This is a genomic window from Amycolatopsis panacis (assembly GCF_003600245.1).
GTDB classification, from domain to species: domain Bacteria; phylum Actinomycetota; class Actinomycetes; order Mycobacteriales; family Pseudonocardiaceae; genus Amycolatopsis; species Amycolatopsis sulphurea.
In genome coordinates, this window is sequence record NZ_QZFV01000043.1 from 111,563 (window position 1) to 134,480 (window position 22,918).

At 67.0% G+C, this 22,918-nt stretch carries 15 protein-coding genes and 2 tRNA genes; 13 read left to right on the top strand and 4 right to left on the bottom strand.

Annotation, left to right across the window (positions count from 1 at the left end; translation table 11 throughout):
- The first annotated feature begins 30 nt into the window (after positions 1-30).
- Both ilvC and D5S19_RS03760 read left to right on the top strand, forming a co-directional pair.
- Positions 31-1,044 carry a ketol-acid reductoisomerase gene (gene ilvC, locus D5S19_RS03755; protein ID WP_120021930.1) on the top strand — a complete coding sequence of 338 codons (1,014 nt, stop codon included), beginning with the start codon at positions 31-33 and terminating at the stop codon, positions 1,042-1,044.
- Positions 1,045-1,141: 97 nt separating this feature from the next.
- The gene (locus tag D5S19_RS03760) at positions 1,142-1,420 is read left to right on the top strand and encodes a DUF397 domain-containing protein (protein WP_120021931.1); all 279 of its coding nucleotides are present in this window, start codon (positions 1,142-1,144) and stop codon (positions 1,418-1,420) included.
- Positions 1,421-2,295: 875 nt separating this feature from the next.
- Here the strand turns inward: D5S19_RS03760 and D5S19_RS03765 are convergent.
- Entirely contained in the window at positions 2,296-2,613 is a 318-nt protein-coding gene (locus D5S19_RS03765; protein ID WP_233573694.1) for a hypothetical protein, read from the bottom strand.
- A 662-nt stretch (positions 2,614-3,275) separates the two neighbouring features.
- On the opposite strand from D5S19_RS03765, the gene serA reads away from it, so the two are divergent.
- The 8 genes from serA to D5S19_RS03815 all read left to right on the top strand — a co-directional run bounded on the left by serA (position 3,276) and on the right by D5S19_RS03815 (position 17,163).
- On the top strand, positions 3,276-4,874 hold the full coding sequence (gene serA / locus D5S19_RS03775; protein ID WP_120021933.1) for a phosphoglycerate dehydrogenase: 1,599 nt from the start codon (positions 3,276-3,278) through the stop codon (positions 4,872-4,874).
- Positions 4,875-5,133: 259 nt separating this feature from the next.
- A complete protein-coding gene (locus D5S19_RS03780) occupies positions 5,134-8,469 on the top strand; it encodes a S8 family peptidase (RefSeq protein WP_120021934.1) in 3,336 nt (1,111 codons plus the stop codon).
- A gap of 280 nt (positions 8,470-8,749) precedes the next feature.
- Complete coding sequence (locus D5S19_RS03785; protein WP_120021935.1) at positions 8,750-9,793, top strand: 3-isopropylmalate dehydrogenase; 1,044 nt, start codon at positions 8,750-8,752, stop codon at positions 9,791-9,793.
- Between the two features lie 1,720 nt (positions 9,794-11,513).
- Positions 11,514-12,512, top strand: a complete 999-nt coding sequence (locus D5S19_RS03795; RefSeq protein ID WP_233573695.1) for a FecCD family ABC transporter permease — start codon at positions 11,514-11,516, stop codon at positions 12,510-12,512.
- Positions 12,513-13,301 (top strand): ABC transporter ATP-binding protein, encoded by a 789-nt coding sequence (locus D5S19_RS03800; protein ID WP_120021938.1) that lies wholly within the window; start codon positions 12,513-12,515, stop codon positions 13,299-13,301.
- Positions 13,294-14,298 (top strand): ABC transporter substrate-binding protein, encoded by a 1,005-nt coding sequence (locus D5S19_RS03805; protein WP_120021939.1) that lies wholly within the window; start codon positions 13,294-13,296, stop codon positions 14,296-14,298. Before D5S19_RS03800 ends, D5S19_RS03805 begins: the two co-directional genes overlap by 8 nt.
- Before the next feature lie 209 nt (positions 14,299-14,507).
- Complete coding sequence (gene cimA / locus D5S19_RS03810) at positions 14,508-16,133, top strand: citramalate synthase (RefSeq protein WP_120021940.1); 1,626 nt, start codon at positions 14,508-14,510, stop codon at positions 16,131-16,133.
- 259 nt (positions 16,134-16,392) lie between these two features.
- Positions 16,393-17,163, top strand: coding sequence for a fumarylacetoacetate hydrolase family protein (locus D5S19_RS03815; RefSeq protein WP_120021941.1), 771 nt, complete (start codon positions 16,393-16,395; stop codon positions 17,161-17,163).
- Between the two features lie 549 nt (positions 17,164-17,712).
- Here the strand turns inward: D5S19_RS03815 and D5S19_RS03820 are convergent.
- On the bottom strand, positions 17,713-18,951 hold the full coding sequence (locus tag D5S19_RS03820) for an FAD-dependent oxidoreductase (RefSeq protein ID WP_120021942.1): 1,239 nt from the start codon (positions 18,949-18,951) through the stop codon (positions 17,713-17,715).
- Positions 18,952-19,980: 1,029 nt separating this feature from the next.
- On the opposite strand from D5S19_RS03820, the gene D5S19_RS03825 reads away from it, so the two are divergent.
- The 3 genes from D5S19_RS03825 (at position 19,981) to D5S19_RS03835 (ending at position 21,104) form a co-directional block, all read left to right on the top strand.
- Positions 19,981-20,817 carry an HAD family hydrolase gene (locus D5S19_RS03825; RefSeq protein WP_120021943.1) on the top strand — a complete coding sequence of 279 codons (837 nt, stop codon included), beginning with the start codon at positions 19,981-19,983 and terminating at the stop codon, positions 20,815-20,817.
- Positions 20,818-20,867: 50 nt separating this feature from the next.
- A tRNA-Gln gene (locus D5S19_RS03830) sits at positions 20,868-20,939 on the top strand.
- Between the two features lie 89 nt (positions 20,940-21,028).
- Positions 21,029-21,104 (top strand) — tRNA-Glu (locus tag D5S19_RS03835).
- A gap of 590 nt (positions 21,105-21,694) precedes the next feature.
- On the opposite strand, the gene D5S19_RS33730 is transcribed toward D5S19_RS03835, so the two are convergent.
- Both D5S19_RS33730 and D5S19_RS03845 read right to left on the bottom strand, forming a co-directional pair.
- Positions 21,695-21,874 carry a DUF3500 domain-containing protein gene (locus tag D5S19_RS33730; protein WP_120021955.1) on the bottom strand — a complete coding sequence of 60 codons (180 nt, stop codon included), beginning with the start codon at positions 21,872-21,874 and terminating at the stop codon, positions 21,695-21,697.
- Positions 21,875-22,212: 338 nt separating this feature from the next.
- A complete protein-coding gene (locus D5S19_RS03845) occupies positions 22,213-22,512 on the bottom strand; it encodes a phytanoyl-CoA dioxygenase family protein (RefSeq protein ID WP_120021944.1) in 300 nt (99 codons plus the stop codon).
- Positions 22,513-22,918: the final 406 nt, after the last annotated feature.

Consider the following 22,918-nt stretch of genomic DNA (forward strand, 5'->3'; position numbering starts at 1 on the left):
GTGTAGTCAGGAAAGGAAGTAGTACCCCCCATGGCAGTGGAAATCTTCTACGACGACGACGCCGACCTGTCGATCATCCAGGGTCGCAAGGTCGCCGTGATCGGCTACGGCAGCCAGGGCCACGCCCACTCGCTGAGCCTGCGCGACTCGGGTGTCGACGTCCGGATCGGCCTGCAGGAGGGGTCGAAGTCCCGCGCCAAGGCCGAGGAGCAGGGCCTGCGCGTGCTGACCGTCGCCGAGGCGGCGGCCGAGGCGGACGTGATCATGATTCTCGCCCCGGACACCAAACAGCGCTTCATCTACGAGGAGCACATCGCGCCGAACCTCAAGGACGGGGACGCGCTGTTCTTCGGGCACGGTTTCAACATCCGGTACGACCTGATCAAGCCGCCGGGCAACGTCGACGTGGCCATGGTCGCCCCGAAGGGTCCGGGCCACCTGGTCCGCCGCCAGTTCGTGGACGGCAAGGGCGTGCCCTGCCTGATCGCGGTCGAGCAGGACGCCTCGGGCAACGCGCAGGCGCTGGCCCTGTCCTACGCCGCCGCCATCGGCGGCGCCCGCGCGGGCGTCATCAAGACGACCTTCACCGAGGAGACCGAAACCGACCTCTTCGGCGAGCAGGCTGTGCTGTGCGGTGGTGCTTCGGCGCTGGTGCAGACCGGCTTCGAGGTGCTGACCGAGGCGGGTTACGCCCCGGAGATCGCATACTTCGAGGTGCTGCACGAGCTGAAGCTGATCGTCGACCTCATGTACGAGGGCGGTATCGCACGGCAGCGCTACTCCATCTCCGACACCGCGGAGTACGGCGACCTCACCCGCGGCCCGCGCGTGATCTCGCCCGCGGTCAAGGAGGAGATGAAGAAGATCCTCGGCGAGATCCAGGACGGCACGTTCGCCCGCGAATGGGTCGCCGAGGACGAGGCGGGCCGCCCGAAGTTCATCGAACTCGAGCAGAAGGGCGACCGGCACCCGATCGAGGAGACCGGCAAGAAGCTGCGCGGTCTGATGTCGTGGGTGGACCGGCCGATCACCGAGACCGCCTGAGCGATTTTCACCGGCCCCTCACCCGCACGTCCCGCCGGGTGAGGGGCCTTCGCCGTCCGTGGGCCGGTTTCCGCCAGGCGACGGATACGCTCTGATCATGAGCGACCGGCCTGCCGACGACAAGGTGCACATCCGGCACGAGCTTGACCTCGCCGGCGCCGTCTGGACCCGTGCCCAACCGGCAGGTGCGACGCTGGAGCACTGTGCTGAATACGCCCTCGTCCCGCATACCGACGGTGTCACCTACGTGGCTCTTCGACAGCCGACGGATCCGGACCGGGCGGTTCTGATTTTCACGCCTTCGGAGTGGAATGCGTTCACGAAGGGTGTGCTGGCCGGGGAGTTCGAGTTGCCGGAGGACCGGGCTGCCAGGTGACGGGTTTGCCCATGGTCCGCGGGTGGCGGGGTGCTGGATGAGGGTGTTGCCCCTCGCCGGATTGGCAGGTCGGGGTGCTTTTGCCGAAAAACGGCGACGGCTCCTGGTGGGCGGTGGCCGGTGGTTCTGGTTGGCTTCGGGTCGCTGGCCGGAAGCTGTGGTGGGGGTAGCGGCTTGTCCTGGGGCGGCGGGTTGCCGCTGTGTGGCGATGGTTCACCGCGGCGGGTGAGTGTGTTCGACGGATGGTGGTCTTGATGGTGGAGTGGTGAGGGCAGTCTGGTCTTTGGGTGGCGACAGCTTGGGCTTCTGAGGTGAGTTGCCTTTGAGCGCCGACGGTCGGGGTCCCGTGGCTTCTGTTGCCGTTCGGCGGCTACAGGAGGCGGCTGTTGCCATTGGGCGGCGACGAACGGATGACGATCGCCTTTGCCGTCGAGAGGCGGGATGGCTGTCGTCGCGTCGGCGGTTGCCTCTGAGCGGCGGTGCGGGTCTGGCTGTTGCCGCTTGGTGGCGACATGTGGAATCGCGTGATGCTGGCCTCGCCGTTTGGTGGCGACGCGCGGATTGTCGAGGGGTCGACAGTCGCCGTTGAACGGCCAGACGGCGACGGTTCGGATGCTCTGGTCGCCGCTGTTGCCGTTGAGTGGCGATGCGGTGGTGTCGGTCATCGCCGTCGGGTGGCGGCCGGTTGGTCATGGCTTCGGCCGTTGCCGCTGGGGGGCGACAACTGAAGGTGCGGTGTCTCCTGCCGTCGCCACTCAATGGCGAATCCCTGCTCAAAGCTGCTTTTCGCGGTTTGCCAGGACCGATGGCCGGTACTTGAGCGGGCGGTGCCAGCAATGCGGGCAGGGGGCGACGGTCGGTCCGTGCGGTGGCGATCAGTGCCGGATGGCGGCTTGGGACGGCGATCGGCTGGCATCGCGGTGGGTAACGCCAGGGCGGGGTATCAGGCAAGCGGCGAGACCGTCCGCGCGCTCGCGGTAGTACCTCACGTCCGAGCGGTACAAGTGCTGGAGATCCGGCCCGTGGTCCACGACGCGGCGGACGTAGGCGACCAGCCGTGGCCAGCTGGGGAATCCGTGGTCACGGGCCAACCGGAACTGCGCTTCGGACAACGCAACCGCGTTCTCCCGGGCGAGGTCCTTGGCCTGCTTGCGCAGCTGTCCGAGATCCGGTTTCGCCGGCAGAGCGTGCATCCGAAGCCCTTCTTTCCCGCTTGAGACCGTGGTCCGCAGGCACCGGGCCGGGAAGAAGGAACAACTCGGGCGACGTGTCGTTCGTGGAGTGGACTCGGCCCTTTTCACGGACTGGGCGCGGCCCCGGCCGCTCGAGGGTCACTCTAACGTGTCCACCACCTTGGTGCTGCCCATCGGCGACGAACATCGTGCACGTGAGGGGTCGTGCTGAATGGGACGCTGCACACTGCCGATGTTCAGGTCGAGGGACCGCCGGCGGAGGCTGAGGGTGTTGCCGAACAGCGGCAAGCGGGGGAGCACCGAGCACTCGATCCGGGTGCTTTCGCGAACGGCCCGCCAGGCCAATACCGGACAAAGCAAGCATAATTCCATGCCCGGTCGGATCATCTCATCCAATGGACGGCATTGTGCACTTCTTCCGGTACACCCACGGTGATCCACCGGGGAAGATCCTTCCGTTGCCGCGCACCGCATCCAGGGACCGCCCGCAGTGATCGACGTGACCCGGCGCCGGGGCCGTGTTGCCACGGCATTACGGGCATGTGGCCAACGCAGGGCGCGCGCTGCCGGTCGTCCGGGCTAAACTCCGCGCATCCGGGCACAACGGCGTGCGCCGAAGGAGAGCGTCCTGGATTTCGTGACCAGATAGTGGGAGCCGCATCGTGACCAAGCCCAGTAAACCCGTCGTCCTCATCGCGGAGAAGCTCGCGCCCTCCGTGCTGAGTGTGTTCGGTGACGAGGTAGAGGTCCGGCAGGTGGACGGAACCGACCGTCCCGCGTTGCTCGAGGCGGTGAAGAGCGCCGACGCGCTCCTGGTCCGGTCCGCCACCAAGGTGGATGCGGAGGTGCTGGCCGCGACCACGCAGCTCAAGGTCGTCGCGCGCGCCGGGGTCGGCCTGGACAACGTCGAGATCCCGCCCGCCACCGAGCGGGGGGTGCTCGTGGTCAACGCACCGACCTCCAACATCGTCTCGGCCGCCGAGCACGCGGTCGCGCTGCTGCTCTCGGTCGCCCGCCGGGTGCCCGCCGCGGACCAGAGCCTGCGCGGCGGCGAGTGGAAGCGGAGCTCGTTCTCCGGGGTCGAGATCAACGGCAAGACCGTCGGCGTGGTCGGCCTCGGCAAGATCGGCCAGCTGGTCAGCCAGCGGCTTGCGGCGTTCGGCACCAAGCTCATCGCCTACGACCCCTATGTCTCGGCCGCCCGGGCCGCGCAGCTCGGCATCGAGCTGGTCACTCTCGACGAGCTGCTGGGCCGCGCCGACGCGATCTCCATCCACCTGCCCAAGACGCCGGAGACCAAGGGCCTGATCGACGCCGAGGCCCTCAAGAAGACCAAGCAGGGTGTGATCATCGTCAACGCGGCCCGCGGCGGGCTGATCGACGAGGACGCGCTGGCCGAGGCGATCCGCAGCGGGCACGTCGGCGGCGCCGGCATCGACGTGTTCGTCACCGAGCCGACCACGGCCAGCCCGCTGTTCGAGCTGCCGAACGTCGTGGTCACGCCGCACCTGGGCGCCTCCACCGCGGAGGCGCAGGACCGCGCGGGCACCGACGTGGCACGGTCCGTGCTGCTCGCGCTGCGCGGGGACTTCGTGCCGGACGCGGTGAACGTGTCGGGAGGCGGTTCGGTCGGTGAGCACGTGCGGCCGTACCTGTCGCTCACCCAGAAGCTCGGCCAGGTGCTCACCGCGCTCAACCCGAAGGCGCCGACCTCGGTGACGGTGTCGGTCAAGGGCGAGCTGTCCAGTGAGGACACCTCGGTGCTGCAGCTCGCCGCGTTGCGCGGGGTCTTCACCGGTGTCGTGGACGACCAGGTCACCTTCGTCAACGCGCCTCGGCTGGCCGAGGAACTGGGCGTGCAGGTGGACCTCGTGTCCGAGACGGAGAGCCCGAAGTTCCGCAGCCTGGTCACCGTGCGCGCGGTGCACGGCGACGGCACCACGCTGACCGTGTCCGGGTCGGTCACCGGCAAGGACGATGTCGAGAAGATCGTCGAGGTCAACGGCCGGCACTTCGATCTGCGGGCCGAGGGCGACGTGCTGCTGCTCGAGTACCCGGACCGGCCGGGGGTGATGGGCCGCGTCGGCACCCTGCTCGGCGAGGCCGGGATCAACATCGAGGCGGCGCAGATCAGCCAGACCACCGACGGCTCCGACGCGGTGATGCTGCTGCGCGTCGACCGCGGCGTGGACAGCAATGTGCTGGAGCCGATCGGTGCCACGGTCGGAGCACACATCATTCGGTCTGTCGACTTCAGCTAGTTCGCGACCGCGGCCGGCCCCTTACCCCTGGTGGGTGAGGGGCCGGTCGCCTTTTCCTGCGCATGTTGACCCGCAACATTCGCATAACGGCCCATATTCGGCACGAAAGTAGGTGTTTCGGGCGGTTAGGTTCTGTCGCGCGAGGCTGAATCACGCGCCGTAGGGCACGGCGCGGCGTTCGCGCTCACCTGTCGGGGGTGTGTCGTGCGGAGTGCGAGCAGGTTCATGATCCGTGCCTCGGGTAAGGGGTTGGGTACTCATGAGCAGAACCCGGTTGCCCAGATGGGCAGCTCGGTCGGCGGCTTTGGGGTCCGCGGTGGTGCTGACGGCGGCTGTCGCCGGTGTGCCATCCGCGTCCGCGCAGGCCGCGCCGCTCGCTGATCCAGTCGCACCTGCGAAGGTCGACTCCACCGGTTTCCAGGGCAAGCTCTCGTCGCGGCTGGGCGCTGCGCAGGGCGAGATCACCGCGTTCGTGGAGCTGGCGAAAAAGCCGGCCGTGGACGCCTTCAAGGCCGAGGAGAGCAAGGGCAAGGAGAAGGCGAAGCAGGCTGCGCGTGCCGCGAAGAATGACGTTGCCGCCGCCGTCAGCTCCGTCGTCGGACAGCTTCGTACCGCAGACGCGAGCACGAAACTGGTCACGCAGACGTCCAACGCAGTCGCTGGTGCAGTGGTGACAGCGGACGCGGCGAAGATCCGTGAACTCGCGAAGCGCCCTGACGTGGCTTCCGTGCGCACAGTGGTTCCGAAGACACGTACTAACGCCAGCGCCGAGCAACTCACCAACACACTCGACAGCTGGCAAAAAACTGGCAAATTCGGCGACAACGTCCGCGTCGGCGTGATCGATGACGGTATCGACTACACCCACGCAGACTTCGGCGGCCCTGGTACGCCGGAGGCTTTCAAGTCGGTCGACTCAACCAAGCCGACGCTGTTGTTCCCGAACGCCAAAGTGGTCGGCGGTACGGACCTCGTCGGCGACAAATACGATTCCGAGGGCAAGAACGGTTCGAAGACACCGGCGCCCGACCCCAATCCCATCGCGTGCGGCGAACACGGTACGCACGTCGCCGGCACCATCGCGGGCTTCGGCATCAATGCGGACGGCAGCACGTTCACCGGTGACTACCGGAAGCTGAACAAGAAGAAGCTTGAGGACATGCGGATCGGCCCGGGCACCGCACCGAAGGCTTTGCTGTACGCCATCAAGGTGTTCGGGTGCAAGGGTTCCACCAACGTCACCTCGCAGGCGCTCGACTGGGCGCTCGACCCGGATGGCGACGGCGACTTCACCGATCACCTCGATGTGGTGAACTTGTCACTGGGCAGCGACTTCGGCGCACCGGACGACCCGGACTCGCTGTTCGTGCGCAAGCTCGCCCAGAACGGCGTGGTCCCGGTGATCTCCGCGGGCAACGGTGGTGACCTCAACGACATCGCCGGCTCGCCGAGCAACACGCCGGAGGCCCTCAGCGTCGCCAACACCCGCGACGCGGGCGATCTGAAGGACGCCGTGGAGACTACGGCCCCGATCACCGGACGGCAGCCCGGTCAGTACAGCCAGGACTACACCGGCTACGACACGCTCGACCTGGCTGCTCAGGTGGTTCCGCTGTCCGTGGACAACAAGGCAGGCTGTGCCAAGTACTCGGCCGAGGACAAGGCGAAGGTCGCCGGCAAGATCGCCTGGCTGGAGTGGGACGACAACGACGCCACCCGTCCGTGCGGATCCGCCGCACGGGCGAACAACGCGCAAGCGGCCGGAGCCAAGGGCGTCCTCCTTTCGTCCACGTTGGAGCACCCGGCCGCCGGAATCGCAGGCAACGCCGGGGTTCCGATGTTCCAGTTCACGGGCAAGGCGACCGCGGCGATGCGGCCGGGGCTGGCCGCGGGGACGCTGAACGTCCGGCTCTTCGGGGACGGCCGCACCTCCCTGCAGACCTACGATCAGTCCATTGTGGATACGGTGAGCTCGTCCACGTCGCGGGGCGGGCGTGGCCCGGCAGTCAAGCCGGACGTCGCCGCACCCGGGGACACGATCACTTCGGCGCTGCGTGGCAGTGGCAACGGCAGGAGTGTCAAGACCGGCACGTCGATGGCCGCACCGCACGCTTCGGGTATCACGGCGCTGGTCCGCCAGGCTCATCCGGAATGGAATGTCGAGGAGGTCAAGGCGGACGTCGTCGGCACTGCCGCGCATGACGTCTCCGACGGCAAGGGGCACACCTATGCTCCGCAACGTGTCGGTACCGGCCGTATTGACGCGAGGGCGGCTCTCGACAACCAGGTGCTCACGTACGTGCAGGACGATCCTGGCGCGGTGAGCGTCACCTTCGGGACGGTCGAGGCTGCCGGGCCGGTTACCGTCAGCAAGACGGTCAAGGTGGTCAACAAGGGCGTCAAGCCGGTGGAGTACTCCGTCGGATACGAAGCAGTGAACAGCCTTCCCGGTGTCGAGTACACGCTCGACAAGAAGTCGGTGAAGGTGGGCCCGCGTGGTGCCGCGACGGTGAAGGTGACGCTTCAGATCGCCGACCCGAAGGCGCTGCGCAAGGTCATGGATCCGACGATGCAGGCGACGCAGTCCGGGGCGGCGCGGCAGTTCGTCGCCGACGCTTCGGGCCGTGTCGCGTTCACGCCGAAGAACGGCGCTACAGTGCCGCTGCGTGTTGCGGTCTACTCGGCGCCGAAGCCGGTCTCGGCGATCACTACGCCCACTGGTGTGCGCTTCAACGGCGACGCTGACCAGGCGGTGCTGAATCTCGGCGGTAAGGGCATCGACCAGGGCGATGGTGCACAGCGGTATCGGTCGCTGATCAGCATGCTCGAGCTGCAGGCGGAATCTCCTCAGCTGCCGGAGTGCGACGCGCACGTCACCTCCGACTGCACGCTGAACCGCACTGCCAAGGGCGGCGACCTGCGTTACATCGGTGCGGCGTCAACAGCGTCGCTCGCGAAGGCGCAGGGCGAACCGGAGAAGGCAACACTGGCGTTCGGGATCTCCACCTGGAGCGACTTCGCGAACCTGGGGAGCAACACTGTGCCGTTCGTGGACATCGACACGAACGGTGACGGGAAACCGGACTTCGAAACCTACGTGACGAAGTCGGCGGGCACCGATGCGCTCTTCGCGAGCACAGTGTCGTTGACCAAGCCGAACAACCCCCGGGTTGACTTGCAGGCGATCAACGGGCAACTCGGCGACGTGGACACCAACGTGTTCGATTCCAACGTGATGGTGTTGCCGGTCAGCATCGCCGCGCTGGGGATCGACCCGAAGGCGGCTTCGCACCGGATCAGCTACACCGTCGGCGTCAATGGCTTCTACACCGCTCCTGGCGTTTCCGATGGGCTGATCGACTCGGTCAAGACGCCACTGTCGTTCGATGCTCTTGCGCCGGCGTACGCAGTGCAGGGCGGCGGCGACGCAGCGCTGACGTACGTCGCGAAGCCGGGTTCGGCGTTGGTGGTCAACCGGAACAAGGCATCTGTCGCCGGTGACAAGCCGATGGGGCTGCTGGCGCTCGAACACCACAACGCCACGGGTACGCGGGCGTCGGTGGTGCGGATCGAATCCGAGGTTTCGCACGGCTGATCTGTGCCGCTCACCTGGCCAGGTTCACCTGAACAGGTGAACCTGGCCAGGTGTCAGGGTATGATCGAAAACCTGGTGACGGGGGCTGTTCAGGCGGTATACCGCCTGAACAGCCCCGTTTTCGTTACCCTGAACGGGTGTCTCACCCCGTGGGAGGATGCGGCATAAGGGTGGTGCGGCTACGGCGTTTTGTCTACGGCCGGTAACCTTCCGCCTGCTGGTGTTGTTGTGTGTATGGGCCATCGGGGTGCCCGATGGCCTGGGCTACGGAGGTGTGTGGATGCGGCTCGCGGTGATCCCAGGTGACGGGATCGGGCCCGAGGTGGTCTCCGAGGCGCTGAAGGTGCTCGGCGAAGTAGCACCGTCGGCGGAGATCACGAACTACGACCTCGGCGCCGCCCGGTGGCACGCGACCGGGGAGCTGCTTCCCGAATCGGTGCTCGGCGAGCTGCGGCAGCACGACGCGATTCTGCTCGGTGCGGTCGGCGACCCGACGGTGCCCAGCGGCATTCTCGAGCGCGGCCTGCTGCTGCGCCTGCGCTTCGAGATGGACCACCACGTGAACCTGCGCCCCGCGCGGCTGTACCCCGGCGTACGCGGCCCCCTGTCCGAGGGCGGCGACATCGACATGGTGGTGGTGCGCGAAGGCACTGAAGGTCCGTACGCGGGCAACGGCGGCCTGCTTCGCAAGGACACCGAGCACGAGATCGCCACCGAGATCAGCGTCAACACCGCGTTCGGTGTACGGCGCGTAGTGGCCGATGCGTTCAACCGCGCCGAAGAGCGGCCTCGTAAGCACCTCACGCTGGTGCACAAGACCAACGTGCTGGAGCATGCGGGCTCCCTGTGGTCGCGCATCGTCGAAGAGGTGTCGCTGGAACATCCGGACGTCACCGTCGCGTACTCGCACGTGGACGCCGCGACCATCCACCTCGTGACGGACCCGTCGCGCTTCGACGTGATCGTCACCGACAACCTCTTCGGCGACATCATCACCGACCTCGCCGCCGCAGTGACCGGTGGTATCGGCCTCGCCGCCAGCGGGAACCTCGACATCACCCGGCGCAACCCGAGCATGTTCGAGCCGGTACACGGCAGCGCGCCGGACATCGCGGGACAGGGGCTGGCGGATCCGACCGCGGCCGTACTGTCGGTGTCGTTGCTGATGGACCACCTCGGCCAGAAGGAAGCCGCGCGGCGCATCGAGGCCTCTGTGGCCTTCGACCTGGCCACGCGCGATCAGGCCTCGCCGGGCGCCACCCAGGCGATCGGCGACCGGCTGGCCGCACTGGTGTCGTCAAACACAGTGCGCTCCGCCGGCTAGCCGCTGCACGCACTACCCCCGCCGCGGAAGACCGGTCGAAGTCCGGCGCTGACCCGCAACGGTAGGCCTCCACTCGCGGAGGCGAGCCCGACACCGGCGGGGGCTTGTAGCCCCAGCGTTGTCCCCTCCCGCCGTGGTCTGCGGGAGACGACACCAGCCTCCTCGCTCCCCACCGAACGGACGGCTGCCGTCTTCCTCTCGCGGACCGGTACAGATTGGGTTTCCCACGGTGCCGTCCCGAGACTCTTGCCAGGTTCCCGACGACCCTTCGCCCGCGGATGCCTCGGCGTCCGGTGCTGTCACCGGCTCCGCGGCCGATCCCGGTCCTGGTCCCGATCACGTTTCCGGCCGCTGTCCCGGTCCCGGGGTGGTTCGCGGTGCTGCCTCTGGTGCGGGTTCTGGGGCTGGTTTGAATTCCGGTTCGGGTCCTGGTTCCGGTTCCGGGGTGGCCCGCGGTTCGGGTTCCGGCGTGGGTTCAGGCGCTGGCTCGGGTCCTCGTCCTGATTCAGGTTCTGGGGCGGTTCGTGGGTCCGCTTCTGGTGCTGGCTCCTGGGCTGGTTTGAACCTCAGCTCGGATCCCGACCTCGGTTCCGGTTCCGGTTCCGGTTCCGGTTCCGGTTCCGGTTCCGGTTCCGGTTCCGGTTCCGGTTCCGGTTCCGGTTCCGGTTCCGGTTCCGGTTCCGGTTCCGGTTCCGGTTCCGGCTCCGGCTCCGGTTCCGGCTCCGGCTCCGGCTCCGGCTCCGGCTCCGGCTCCGGCTCCGTGGATAATGCCGTTTCGCCCTCCAGCGGCGAATCCCCAAGCGATGCTGCCGACTTGGTGACCTCTGCTCGTCGTCGCTCGCACTCGGGCCTTCCACCTGAGGGCACGGACCCTTCATCATCACCCCAGACCGCGCCGGGCGATTCGCCATTCACCGGCGACGCCGTCCCCACCGATCCTTCTCCTTCGTCCAAGGACCACAACGTCACCGAGTTGTCGCCACCGAGCGGCGACGAAGACGCAGGCTTGCCGCCTCGGCCCGAGGACGCTGGCGGACCGTCGCCGTTGAACGGCGATGAAGGCGTGCGTGTTTCGCCGCTACCGGTCGACGCTGGGGTTGTGAGCGGATCGTCGCCGCTGAACGGCGACGACGGCCCGAGCGGCTCCGCTCCGTCAGCTGATCCGGACAGCGGAGGAGATGACGGTGCGTCGGTTCCGAGTCGGCCGGCGGGTGCCGATGGCATGAGGAGGCCGTCGCCGTTGAGCGGCGATGACTTCTGTTCCGCCCCGTCTCGGTCCGGAGGTGCCGGGGGCCTGCGCAGGCTGTTGCCATTCAATGGCGACGGTGTCGCGCTTGAACCGTCGTTGCCCCCGCTGCCATCGTCGGTCGGTGGTGGCGACCTCGGTGACGCCGGGTCGTCGCCGCGGAGTGGCGAAACCGGTGTTGCCGCGTTGTCGCCGCTGGCTGGCAACAACGGGTCGGCCAGCGATCAGCACTCTGCCGTTTCGGCTGGAAGCGAACAGCCAAGTCGCGCCGCGCCGGTCGTCCCAGGGGCGGAGGAGGCGTCCCCCGATGCCTCGGCTCGTACTGATCCCTCTGGGGAAGCGGCGACTTCGGCCGCTGTCGGAGGAGGGCCTCCGGTCGTTCCAGTGTCGGTCTCGTCAGCGTCGCCGCGGGGGCTTGGCCAGCGAGTCGCCGTTCAGCGGCGACGGCCGTTGGCACCGATTCTCATCGGGTTGGTGGTTGCGCTTCTGGGCTCGGTGGTGGTCGCGATCGGGATCGGAACGGTCGCGGTGCCGATCACTCAAACGTGGGCATTCCTCCGCGCCGGGCTGTTCGGGGGGACGATCGGCGCGGAGGACGCGGGGCACTATCGAATCATCTGGGACATCCGCCTCCCCCGCGTTCTACTCGCTGTTATCGTCGGCGCCGGGTTGGCGACGGTCGGTGTCGCGGTGCAGGCCATGGTGCGCAACGCGCTCGCGGAGCCGTTCGTGCTCGGCATTTCGTCCGGGGCGTCGGTCGGCGCCACGGCAGTCACGTTGTTCGGCATATTCGCGTCCTTGGGGATCTACGCGCTGTCGATCGGCGCCTTCCTGGCTGCGCTCGCGGCGACCACGATCGTTTACCTGGTCGCCCGTACGAGGCAAGGGCTCACCCCGCTGCGCCTCGTACTGACCGGTACCGCGCTGTCGCAAGGTTTCTTCGCGATCACCACGGTGCTGGTGTTTCAGGCGCCGAACGGTGAAGCCGCGCGAGCTGCCTTGTTCTGGCTGCTCGGCAGCCTCGCCGGCGCGAACTGGGGAGCGCTGCCGGTCGCCGCCATCGTGATCGTGGCCGGGGTGTTCCTGCTGGTGGCTTTGGCCGGTCGGCTCAACGCACTCGCGATGGGCGACGAAGCGGCGACCACGCTCGGGGTGGACGTCACGCGGTTGCGCGTGTTCCTGTTCGTCGCCTGCTCCGCGATGACCGGGGTGCTCGTCGCGGTGAGTGGTGCGATCGGCTTCGTCGGGCTGATCCTGCCGCATTTGGTGCGTCTCGTCGTCGGTGCCGATCATCGGCGAGTGCTTCTCGTCGCGCCGCTGGCCGGTGCGGTTTTCCTGGTGTGGGTGGATGTCGCGGCGCGAGTGCTCGCCGCGCCCGAGGAGCTGCCGATCGGGGTGCTGACCGCCGCGGTCGGCGTCCCCGCCTTCCTGATCCTGATGCGCCGACGCGCTTATGTCTTCGGAGGAGCGTGAATGGACATCTCGCTCAATGGCGTGAGCGTCACCGCCGCCGGCCGGACACTGGTCGAGGACGTGACGCTCGCTGCGTCGCAAGGCCGGTTCGTCGGGCTGCTCGGGCCGAACGGCAGCGGCAAATCGACCACGCTGCGCGCTGTTTACCAGGTCCTGAAGCCATCTGCTGGTGCGGTACTCGTCGATGGCAAGCCGTTGGAGAGCATGACGGCAAGGACGCGGGCCCGGGCCATTGCCGCAGTCGCCCAGGAATCCCACACGGAGTTCGACTTCACCGTGTCCGAGGTGGTGGCGATGGGCCGGCTACCGCACCACGGACTGCTCGACCGGATGACCGCCGGCGATCGGCAATGGTGCGATGTGGCGCTGGCGCAAGTGGGCCTCGCGCACCTCGCGGACCGCGGCGTGCTGACCTTGTCGGGCGGCGAACGGCAGCGTGTACTGATCGCCCGTGCACTGGCCCAGCAACCGCGGATCCTGGTGCTTGACGAACCGACCAACCATCTCGACATTCGCCACCAGCTGGAAATTCTCACGCTGGTCCGGGGAAGCGGCTTGACCGTGCTGGCCGCTCTGCACGACCTGAACCTGGCCGCGGCGATGTGCGACGCGGTCCACGTCCTCGACCACGGCCGGCTCGTCGCGAGTGGCACTCCCGAGCAGGTACTTACCCCGCCGTTGCTCGCCGAAGTGTTCGGGGTGCACGCAGCCGTGGTGCGGCATCCCGCCACGGGACGTCCCCAGTTGTTGTTCGACCGGCTCGAAACCCAGGAGGACAGCCATGCGTAAGACGATCGCGACGGTCCTGGTCGCCACACTCGCCGTGACGAGTTGTGGCGCCCAAGTGTCCGATGCGGACAGTGGCACCGCGCCACCCGGCTATCCGGTGACCGTGACCAACTGCGGCCGGCCGATGACCGTCCAGAAGCCGCCTTCGCGCGTGGTGACGAACGACATCGGGATCACCGAGCTGATGTTCGCGCTCGGGCTCGGTGAGCGGATGGCCGGTTACGTCGTCGACAAAGGACAGTCCGGTGGGGTCGCCTCGTCGCCGTGGAAGGCGGACTTCGGCAAGGTGCCCAAACTCGCGGAGAAGATCAACCGCGAGGTGGTGCAGGGCGCGGACGCCGATCTCGTCTTCGCGGGCTGGAGCTACGGCTTCTCCGAAGGCACCGGCTTCACCCCGGACACGCTGGCCAAGCTGGGGATAGCCAGCTACCAGCTGACCGAGGCCTGCCGCAACGGAGTAGGCAAACAGCGCGGCATCATGCCACCGCTCGACGCGCTGTACACGGATCTGCAGAATCTGGGGAAGATCTTCGGGGTCAGTGATCGTGCGGAGAAGTTGATCCGAGAATACCGCAAACAGGTCGACGAGGTGGCCGCCGCGATCCGGCCAGGGAGCCCGAAACCCAAGGTGTTCCTTTATGACGATGGCCGTGACCAGCCATTCACCTCTGCGCGGAACGCGGGACCGGACGAGATCATCACCAAATCGGGTGGTGTGAACATCTTCGCCGACGTCGACGACAGCTGGACGACGGTGAGCTGGGAAGCAGTGCTCCAGCGCGCGCCCGATGTCATCCTCATCAACGACTACGGCGGCGAGGTGGGAACCGTTGCGGACAAAGAAAACTTCTTGCGTTCGAAGGCCGGTGTGCGTGATCTCCCGGCCGTCCGGGACGGGCACTTCTTCGCGCTGCCCTACGCGGCACTGGTGGAAGGCCCGCGGAATGCGTCCGCGGTCGTCGAGTTCGGTCGTTACCTGGCCGGTCTGCGTCGCTGAAGTGGCTCAGATCGTGGGAAGCTTCGTCCGGCACTTGGACGCCGGGCGAAGCTGTGGCATGATGCGTGGCATGGCCGCCACTTCGATCATTATCGCCGAGCGCGCCGGATAGACGCTCCACAAGAGCTTCCGGCGCGCAACCTCTCGCACCCATGCGGGAGGTTTTTTTGTTGCCTGAAACAGGTTCTGCCCAGCACAAGGAGTATGCCGTGACCCGCACGGAGCCCGCCGGAACACCGCTCGGTGACGCTTTCCACCTCTACGACACGACGCTGCGCGACGGCGCCCAGCGCGAGGGCATCACGTACTCCGTCGCAGACAAGCTGGCGGTCGCTCGTCTGCTGGACGAGCTGGGCGTCGGGTTCATCGAGGGTGGCTGGCCGGGCGCGCTTCCGAAGGACACCGAGTTCTTCGCGCGGGCCGCGAAAGGCGAGCTGCCGCTGAAGCACGCAGCTCTTGTCGCCTTCGGTGCCACGCGAAAAGCGGGTACCACGGCGGAGAAGGATCCCCAGGTCCGGGCGTTGCTCGACGCTGAAGCGCCCGTGATCACGGTGGTGGCCAAGTCGGACTTGCGGCACATCGAGCGTGCGCTTCGGGTCGACGTCGACGAGGCGTGCGCGATGGTCCACGACACGGTTGCGTTCCTCGTTCGGGAGGGGCGACGGGTATTCCTCGACGCCGAGCATTTCTTCGATGGTTACGCCGCGTCTCCCGATACCTCGTTGCGGGTCCTCGACGCGGCGGCTGGCGCAGGTGCGGACGTTCTCGTGCTGTGTGACACCAACGGTGGCCGGCTTCCCCTGGGGCTGGCCGAAACGGTGCGCGAGATCAAGGAGAAAACCGGATTTCGCTTGGGAATCCATTGCCAGGACGACACTTCCTGCGCCGTGGCGAACTCCGTCGCCGCGGTGCAGGCCGGCGCGACGCACGTGCAGTGCACCGCGAACGGCTACGGGGAACGGGCCGGCAACGCCGATCTGTTCGCCGTGGCGGGAAACCTCGTGACCAAGCTCGGAATGGAGGTCCTCCCGACCGGAGGAATTGCCGAGCTCACCCGGGTCTCCCATGCCCTTGCCGAGATCGCCAATCTCGCACCCGACACCCACCAGGCTTACGTCGGGTCGTCGGCCTTCGCTCACAAGGCGGGGCTGCACGCGAGTGCGATCAAGGTGGATCCATTGCTGTACAACCACATTGATCCGGCTTCGGTCGGCAACGGCATGCGGGTACTGGTCACTGAGATGGCCGGCAGGGCCAGCCTTGAGCTCAAGGGACGTGAGCTCGGGGTCGACCTTGCCGGCCGGCCTGAAGCATTGACGAACGCGGTGCGGAAGGTCAAGGAACTGGAGTCGGAGGGCTGGTCGTTCGAGGCCGCCGATGCTTCGCTCGGATTGTTGCTGCGGCGCGAGATCGAGCACATCTCGGCGGAACCGCCGCCGGTCCCGCCGTTCGAGCTGGAGTCCTACCGGGTCGTGCTCGACCACCGGCCGGACGGCGAGGTGGTGTCCGAGGCGACAGTGAAGGTGCACGTCGCCGGGCAGCGGGTGATCGCGACCGCGGAGGGCAACGGACCGGTGCACGCGCTCGACGCCGCGTTGCGCGAGGCGCTGAGCCCGCACCTGCCCTGGCTGGACAGCGTGGAGCTGGCGGACTACAAGGTACGGATTCTCCCGTCGAACCCGGGCACGGACGCGGTGACACGTGTTCTCGTCGAGACCAGTGACGGCGAACACGCCTGGACCACGGTCGGTGTGCACGGGAACATCGTCGAGGCGAGCTGGCTGGCGTTGTGTGATGCGCTGGTACACAAGAGTCTCGTGACCGTGGATGGGTGACGTTCTGTGGTCTGGGCGTGTTCGACGGTCCGATCGTGGTCCTTGTCCGGACGCGTTTCGCCCGTCCGGGGCTGGGTCGCCGGTGTGGCGGTCGCTGTTCGTGCGCTGATCGCGATGGGGGGTCCGTTCACGTCGGAATCGAGTGGGGATGCCCAGGTCACCGGTGTTGCGAGCGGCCCGTTCGCGCAAATCGGGTGCGAGCGGGCCGTTCGGTCACGCGGAGTGCGACGTTTTCGGTGGGCGTCCGTAGACTGGGGGAGTGCGTCTAGCTCGTATTGCTCATCCCAGTGGTGTCGCGTTCGCTTCGATCGAGGGCGAAGGTGACGATGCCCAGGTGCTGGAGATCGCGGAGCATCCGTTCGGCCAGCCGAACTTCACCGGCAAACGGTGGCCGCTCGCCGATGTTCGGCTGCTCGCGCCGATCCTGCCGTCGAAGGTGATCGCCGTCGGGCGGAACTACGCCAAGCATGCGGCGGAGTTCGGCAACGAGGTGCCGTCCGCGCCGATGCTGTTCATCAAGCCGTCCACCACGGTCATCGGCCCGAACGTGCCGATCCGGCGACCGTCGGACGTCGGCCGGGTCGATTTCGAGGGCGAGCTGGCGGTCGTGATCGGCCAGCCGGTGAAGAACGTGTCGGCGGCGCGTGCGGCGAGTGCGATCCTCGGCTACACCGTGGCCAACGACGTCAGCGCCCGGGACCTTCAGAAGGCCGACGGGCAGTGGGGGCGGGCGAAGGGCTTCGACACGTTCTGCCCGCTCGGCCCGTGGATCGATACGTCGGCCGACCCGGCCGATCTCGCGTTGCGCAGCGAGGTCGACGGGGAACTCAAGCAGGACGGGCGGACTTCCGACCTCGTGCACAAGGTGCCCGAACTGGTGGAGTTCGTCTCCCGGGTGATGACCCTGTTGCCCGGCGACGTCATCCTGACCGGCACGCCAGAGGGTGTCGGCCCGATCGTCGACGGCCAGTCGGTGTCGATCACGATCGACGGCATCGGCACGTTGACCAACCCGGTGCAGGACGTCTGACCAGGTTTTCGCCGTTGTGCGGCCACGGTCCCGGAGTTGCCGGGCCGTGGCCGCTTTGCTCGGTGATGGTCTTGGCCGCCGTTGCCGTTCAGCGGCGACTCCCTGGTCGAGCCGCTGTTCCTGGGTGGCCGGGGTTGTTGCCGCTGAATGGCGAATCGGCGATCGGGTGGGCGTCGGCCGGGTTCGTGGGCGGAGTTCGGAGCTTGCTGACGGCCGCCCACGGGTGTTGCCGCTGAGTGGCGACGGGCTGGTCGGGCCTAGGTTTCGGGTGGACGGGTGGTTGGCCGGATCGGTGGGAGCTTGGCGGGCGGAGCGTTCGCCGGGCTGCGCTGCCGAATTGGCGCCGTTCGGCGGCGACCGCGGTTATGGCCGTTGAGTGGTGACTGTGGTTGTGGCCATTCGGTGGCGACCGCGGTTGCGGCCGTCGAGCGGTGACTGCAGTTGTCGCCGTCGCGTGGCGGGTGTGGTTGTGGCCGCTGAGTGGCGACCGCGGTTGTCGCCGTTGAGTGGCGAGGGCGGCGGGTGTGGGTTGACCGGGCGGCCGGGTGCTTAACGGCCGGCAGCTTCCGTCGGTCGGCGGGCGAAGGGCGGCGCCGTTTCCGGGCGGAAGCCTACGCCCAGGAGGTGTGCCGGTATGGCGGACAGCCTCGGGAAAAGCGTGAAGAGCTTGACCATCGCCGGTGGCGGCTGGTTGCGTTCGCCGGCCATTACCGGGCGCATGACTTCTCGGTGCAGCAGCCGCTGCAGGGTCTGGACGGCGATCGTCGGCAGGAGGCGACGGCTGCGTACGGCCGCGAGTTCCTTCGGCGTCGGGCGGCCGTGGAGAAGGCTTTCGGCCAAGAGGGTGGCCGCGCCGACTGCGTCTTGTACTGCCAGGTTGATTCCGACGCCGCCGACCGGCGACATCGCGTGTGCTGCGTCACCTATGCACAGCAGTCCGTCGACGTGCCAGCGGTGCAGCCGGTTGAGCCGGACGTTGAGGAACTTCACATCGTCCATCGACTTCAGCTCGTGGGTGCGGTCGGCGAACTCGGGGCAAAGATCGGCAACGCTCTCGCGGAAGCTCTCGACGCCGGCGGCTCGGAGGTCTTCACCCTTCGGCGCGAGATAGGCGATCTGGTGGTAGCCCTTGCGTGGCAAGGGGATGGCGAACCGGCGGTTGTGTATCCGCGGGACGAGCATGCCGCCGGGCTCGTTTTCGTACCGGGAAATCCGGAACCACCACGCGTCGAACGGTGTGTCGTATTCGTGTGGTTCCAGCCCGGCTGACTCGCGGGCCAGCGACCAGCGTCCGTCTGCAGCGATGACCAGGTCGGCTTCGAGAGTTCCTTCCGTGCCGCCTGCGGTGCGGTAGCGCACTCCGGACACACGGCGGCCGGCACGCAGCAGCCCGGTCATCTCGGTCTCGAGTCGCAAGGTGAACGTCGGCTCCTTCTGGGCGGCTTCGGCCAGCAGATCGAGGAAGTCCCACTGCGGCACCATCGCGACGTACGGGTGTGGCACTTTCAGCCGGGACAGGTCGGCGATGTTCATCACGCCACCACCGTCGACCGGGAAGCCGACCGTCTGTACCTCGGTGTGCGGCAATGCGTTGAACTTTTCCCCCAACCCCAGCTGGTCCAGCAGCGTGAGCGTGGACGGGTGCACGGTGTCCCCGCGGAAGTCGCGCAGGAAGTCCGCGTGCTTCTCCAGGACCGTCACTTCGACGCCGGCGCGCGCCAGGAGCAAGCCGGCCACCATGCCCGCCGGGCCACCGCCGACGATCACGCACCCCGTGTGTTCGGTCATTCCCCTCAGCTCCCCTTTTCATCGTATGTTGAATAAGGGAAGGATGCGCCTCGGAGAGTGGTGGCGTCAACCCGGGGAGTGAGAATCTCTTCGCCGAGGAGTGTGAGGGTGGTGGCTGTGGGCGGCGGATCGGCTGGTCGGGCGAGTGGCTGGGGTGTCCCGTCGCCGTGGGGTCGTTCGGGCTGTGTGGTCACTCGGTTGGGTGGTCGTGCGGGGGTAGCAGGGGCGCAGCTCGCGGGTGAGGGCTGGAGGCGATCCGGCTGTCGGCGCCGAGTGGGGCTTTTCGGATTGATTTGGATAGTGAATTGGAAATCGTGGCTGCTGGGTTGACCCCCTTGCTCGTGGCGTATTTTGAGGTTGGTGAGTGGTGCTTACCGGGTGCTCGACGTGGTGCGGCGGTTGTGAATCGATCATTTTCGGTGGCTGTTTTTGATGATTTGGTGGCATTTTTACTGTGTGTCAACGAATGAGGGCAGAGGCTTTTCGAGTTGCTCTCGGTGGGGGTGTGTGACTGTCGTGAGGTGAGGCGCGATGGTGATCTATTCACGGCGAGTCGAGGGTCGCGCTTGCGGGTTGCTTGATCAATTGGCGGCGAGGGTTGGGCGAGATGTGCTCGATGCCATGTGTGGCGTGTGGAGTGTGGCTTCGGTGCGTAGAGCAGGCGTTCGGTGCGGGGTGAGAGTGGCGTGTGGTTTGTGTCGAATTGCTCGGCTGTTCGAGTGATGCGGTGGGTGATTCGGGGCTGAGACGGGCGGTGGTCGGGGTTTCCGGATGGTGCGAAGCGCTCGGTGTGGCCGTTGTTCAACAGGGTGTTCGGGAGCGCGGTTCAGGTGGGCTGCCGGGGGTGTCGAGGGGAGGGGAATTCGTGGGGTAGCAGCCGGGCCGCTGGGCTACGGCTGTTCGGGCGAGTGGGCGGGGAGGAGTTGGCGACTTTGAGTACCCGGAGTAGGTCTGGTGCGCCGGAACAGCGCAGTGCCAATCACCTTTTTGGCTGCGTTGCGAACGCGGTGAGTGCCCTAGCCTCACTGGGTGGATTTTGCCGCGGCAGCGCCGACCCCCTCGAGAACCTGGCCGTCCGGCGCTTCCGGGCGGGCGCCGTGGGTGCCGCCCGAGTTGCGGCTGGTGTGTCTCGACATCGACGACACCTTGATCGACTGCACCGCCGCGATCCGGCGGACGTTGCAAGCGCTGACCGGCCGCGGCGATCTCTGGCCGCTGTGGGACTTGATCACCGAGGAGCATGTGGCGCTCGTCGTCGCCGGGAAGCTGGACTACGGCGTCATGCATCACCGGCGTACCGAGTGTTTCCTTGCGGAGCTGGGAATCGCCGTCGATGCGACGCAAGTGGCCGCGTTCGAGGCGCGCCGGCGGGAGACTTTGGCGCGTTCCTGGCGGTTGTTCGACGACGTGCTGCCGTGTCTGGAATGGCTGCGCGCCGCGGGGCTGCGAGTCGCCGCCGTGACGAACGCCTCAGGTGCGCATCAGCGGCGCAAGATCGCCGGACTCGGGCTGTCGCCGTTTTTCGACCACGTCGCGATCGCGGGGGAGATCGGCGTCGCCAAACCGGATCCGGTGATGTTCCGTTCGGTCTGCCTCGCGCTCGAATGCGCGCCGGAACAGACGGTGCACGTGGGGGACAAACTCGATACCGACGCCATTGGCGCCCGCGACGCCGGGCTGGGCGCGGTGTGGCTCGATCGCGACGGGACCGGGCTGGTCGGGGAGCGGGCGCCGGACGGGGTGTACACCGTGTCCGGGCTGGGGGAGCTTCCTGAGCTGCTGGTTTCGGAGTACGCAACGGTCGGCGTGCCGGTCCAGCGCGCGGCCGGGACCCCCGCTGCGCGGGTCCGTGGTGGCGTGTTCTAGTATTTCTCCTCGTGCGGTGCTGAACCGGCTAAGCTGGGAAAGCGCCTCACTGGGGTATGGTGTAATTGGCAGCACGACTGGTTCTGGTCCAGTTAGTCTAGGTTCGAGTCCTGGTACCCCAGCTGCAGAGAGACCCCGGTCGGAGATCGGGAAAAGGCTTCTGGTAAGTTATCTCTCGCAAGAAAGGCCCCGGAAACGGGGAAAGTTCCTGGCCCCCGTCGTCTAGCGGCCTAGGACGCCGGCCTCTCACGCCGGTAGCGTGGGTTCGAATCCCATCGGGGGTACCAGTTCAGTATTGCACCTTCCACTGTCCGAGAGATCGTCTCGGGCAGTGGTTTTGTGTATCTGAGCAGCGAAGAGGGCTGATGATCCCCTGCGGTCCTCGGGCGCTTCCGCTGCTCGTCGTGCCGGGATGGTGGACGCGTCGGCCTGGCTGGTGACGTCGAGCAGCGGTGCGAATGGCTCGGCCAGTTCGTAGTGTTCTACCTCACCCTTGGTGCTGCTGTGGAGCTTCTTGAAGAGCCTTGGCCGAGGCCCGGTGAGGTCGGTCGATAGTGCTGGTCGCAGGTAACCGCTGTTGGCGGCAGAAGTCGCTGCGGGCCAGTGATGATCAGGGCCGCGCCTGTCCAGCGTGATCGCTTGCCTGGCGATGGCGTGGACCTCCTGCGGGTGCTCAGGGTTGGGCGACGCGGGGCTGGTGAAGCCGGTCGCGGTGGCGGGGTCTCATCGGGTCAGGGGGAGCGGAAGGCCAATCCCACAACGAAGATCTGGTGATCGGGGAAGGCAGCTGCTCGACAGTTCGGACACAGCCCGGCGCCGATCACCGCGACGTGCCTCGGTTGAGCCACATCGCCTCCTCGGATCCGGGTGAATCTCGTCAACGGGGCGAGTTTTCCTCGTCAAGCGGGACTCCGAAGTCCGCTCCGGGATCGCGCCAGACCGAATGTGCGTGGTTGGCGTTTCTGGCGGTGTTGTCCCACTCCGCGAGGATCCGAGGGCTCTGCAGGCGGAAGTAGTGGGGTGCGCCGGACAGATATCCCGGGCTGCGTTCCAGCAGGTTGCGTACACCGCCGACGCTACGGCTTCCCCGCGGTGGGTAGCGGCACGCCGCGCGTCGTCGGCGTTGTTCACCAGGGCACCATCACGCCGTCGGCGCCCTGATCGAGCAGCCACTCGATCTGGCCACGGGCGGGCGGCGGCCGCCCGTGCCCCGCACGGCGCCGAGGACGGCGTCAAGGCCGCTCACCCCGAAGGCGCCGTGCTGGAGGCCGACCACCAGGAAGTCGAAACCGGACCGCGCGAGCACCCGCGCCGTGCACCGCTTTCCATCATGACCATGCTGCCGACGGCCGGGTCGTCGACGGCACGGCGCAACTTGTTGGCCCGCATGAGGATTCAGCTCCACCGGCGCACGGTCGCGTCACCGGCCTTGAGTGCCTGGACAGGAACTGCAACGTGCCCGACTCGGCAGGCAGATCGACCAGCGCGATCCAGATCGTCAGTGCGCCCTGCCGGTCGAGGCCAATCCTGGTGGAACGCGGTGGGCCGGCCCTTTTCCGCCGGCTTGATGAAGGCCAGGTCAAGGATGAACTTCGCCTCGTCCGCGCCCATCAGCGCCAGCGAGGTTTCGCCGAGCCGCCGGGACACCGCCACGCCGCGGAAGAACTCGTCGTGCCAGGCCATGCCGTCCTGCATGCGCCAGCACTTGCCGGTATTCGTCGGTGACGAGCCACTTTCGTCCGACCCCCGCTTCGAGGTCGCCGAATGCCTTGAGCGTTATTCAAAACCATTGTGAGTAATTACGTGAATTACTGATCCACTCCGGCGTGTCACCGAGAAAGGCAACGGTCCTCGCGAGAAAATTTGAGAGTTCCGACCAAAGAATTCTCAATACCCGGGAGAACCGTTGCGCTACCATCGTACTACAGGCCTCATGTTGTCGCAGATGCAGGAGCTTGTGTGGCGAGTCCGTGAATCGTTGACCGAGCCGTGGAATAAGAAGATCGGGCGGCCGAAGTCGTGTGGATTGCACCGGGCGGTGGAGATCGCGTGCATGTATCTGCGTCATAACGGGACGCAGGAGTTTCTTGGCGATATGTGG

What these genes read in the sequence shown, in the direction of transcription:
- ilvC (WP_120021930.1), top strand. Translation starts at nt 31, where the DNA reads ATGGCAGTGGAAATCTTCTACGACGACGACGCCGACCTGTCGATCATC.
- D5S19_RS03760 (WP_120021931.1), top strand. Translation starts at nt 1,142, where the DNA reads ATGAGCGACCGGCCTGCCGACGACAAGGTGCACATCCGGCACGAGCTT.
- D5S19_RS03765 (WP_233573694.1), bottom strand. Translation starts at nt 2,613, where the DNA reads ATGCACGCTCTGCCGGCGAAACCGGATCTCGGACAGCTGCGCAAGCAG.
- D5S19_RS03780 (WP_120021934.1), top strand. Translation starts at nt 5,134, where the DNA reads ATGAGCAGAACCCGGTTGCCCAGATGGGCAGCTCGGTCGGCGGCTTTG.
- D5S19_RS03785 (WP_120021935.1), top strand. Translation starts at nt 8,750, where the DNA reads ATGCGGCTCGCGGTGATCCCAGGTGACGGGATCGGGCCCGAGGTGGTC.
- D5S19_RS03800 (WP_120021938.1), top strand. Translation starts at nt 12,513, where the DNA reads ATGGACATCTCGCTCAATGGCGTGAGCGTCACCGCCGCCGGCCGGACA.
- D5S19_RS03805 (WP_120021939.1), top strand. Translation starts at nt 13,294, where the DNA reads ATGCGTAAGACGATCGCGACGGTCCTGGTCGCCACACTCGCCGTGACG.
- D5S19_RS03820 (WP_120021942.1), bottom strand. Translation starts at nt 18,951, where the DNA reads ATGACCGAACACACGGGGTGCGTGATCGTCGGCGGTGGCCCGGCGGGC.
- D5S19_RS03845 (WP_120021944.1), bottom strand. Translation starts at nt 22,512, where the DNA reads ATGCAGGACGGCATGGCCTGGCACGACGAGTTCTTCCGCGGCGTGGCG.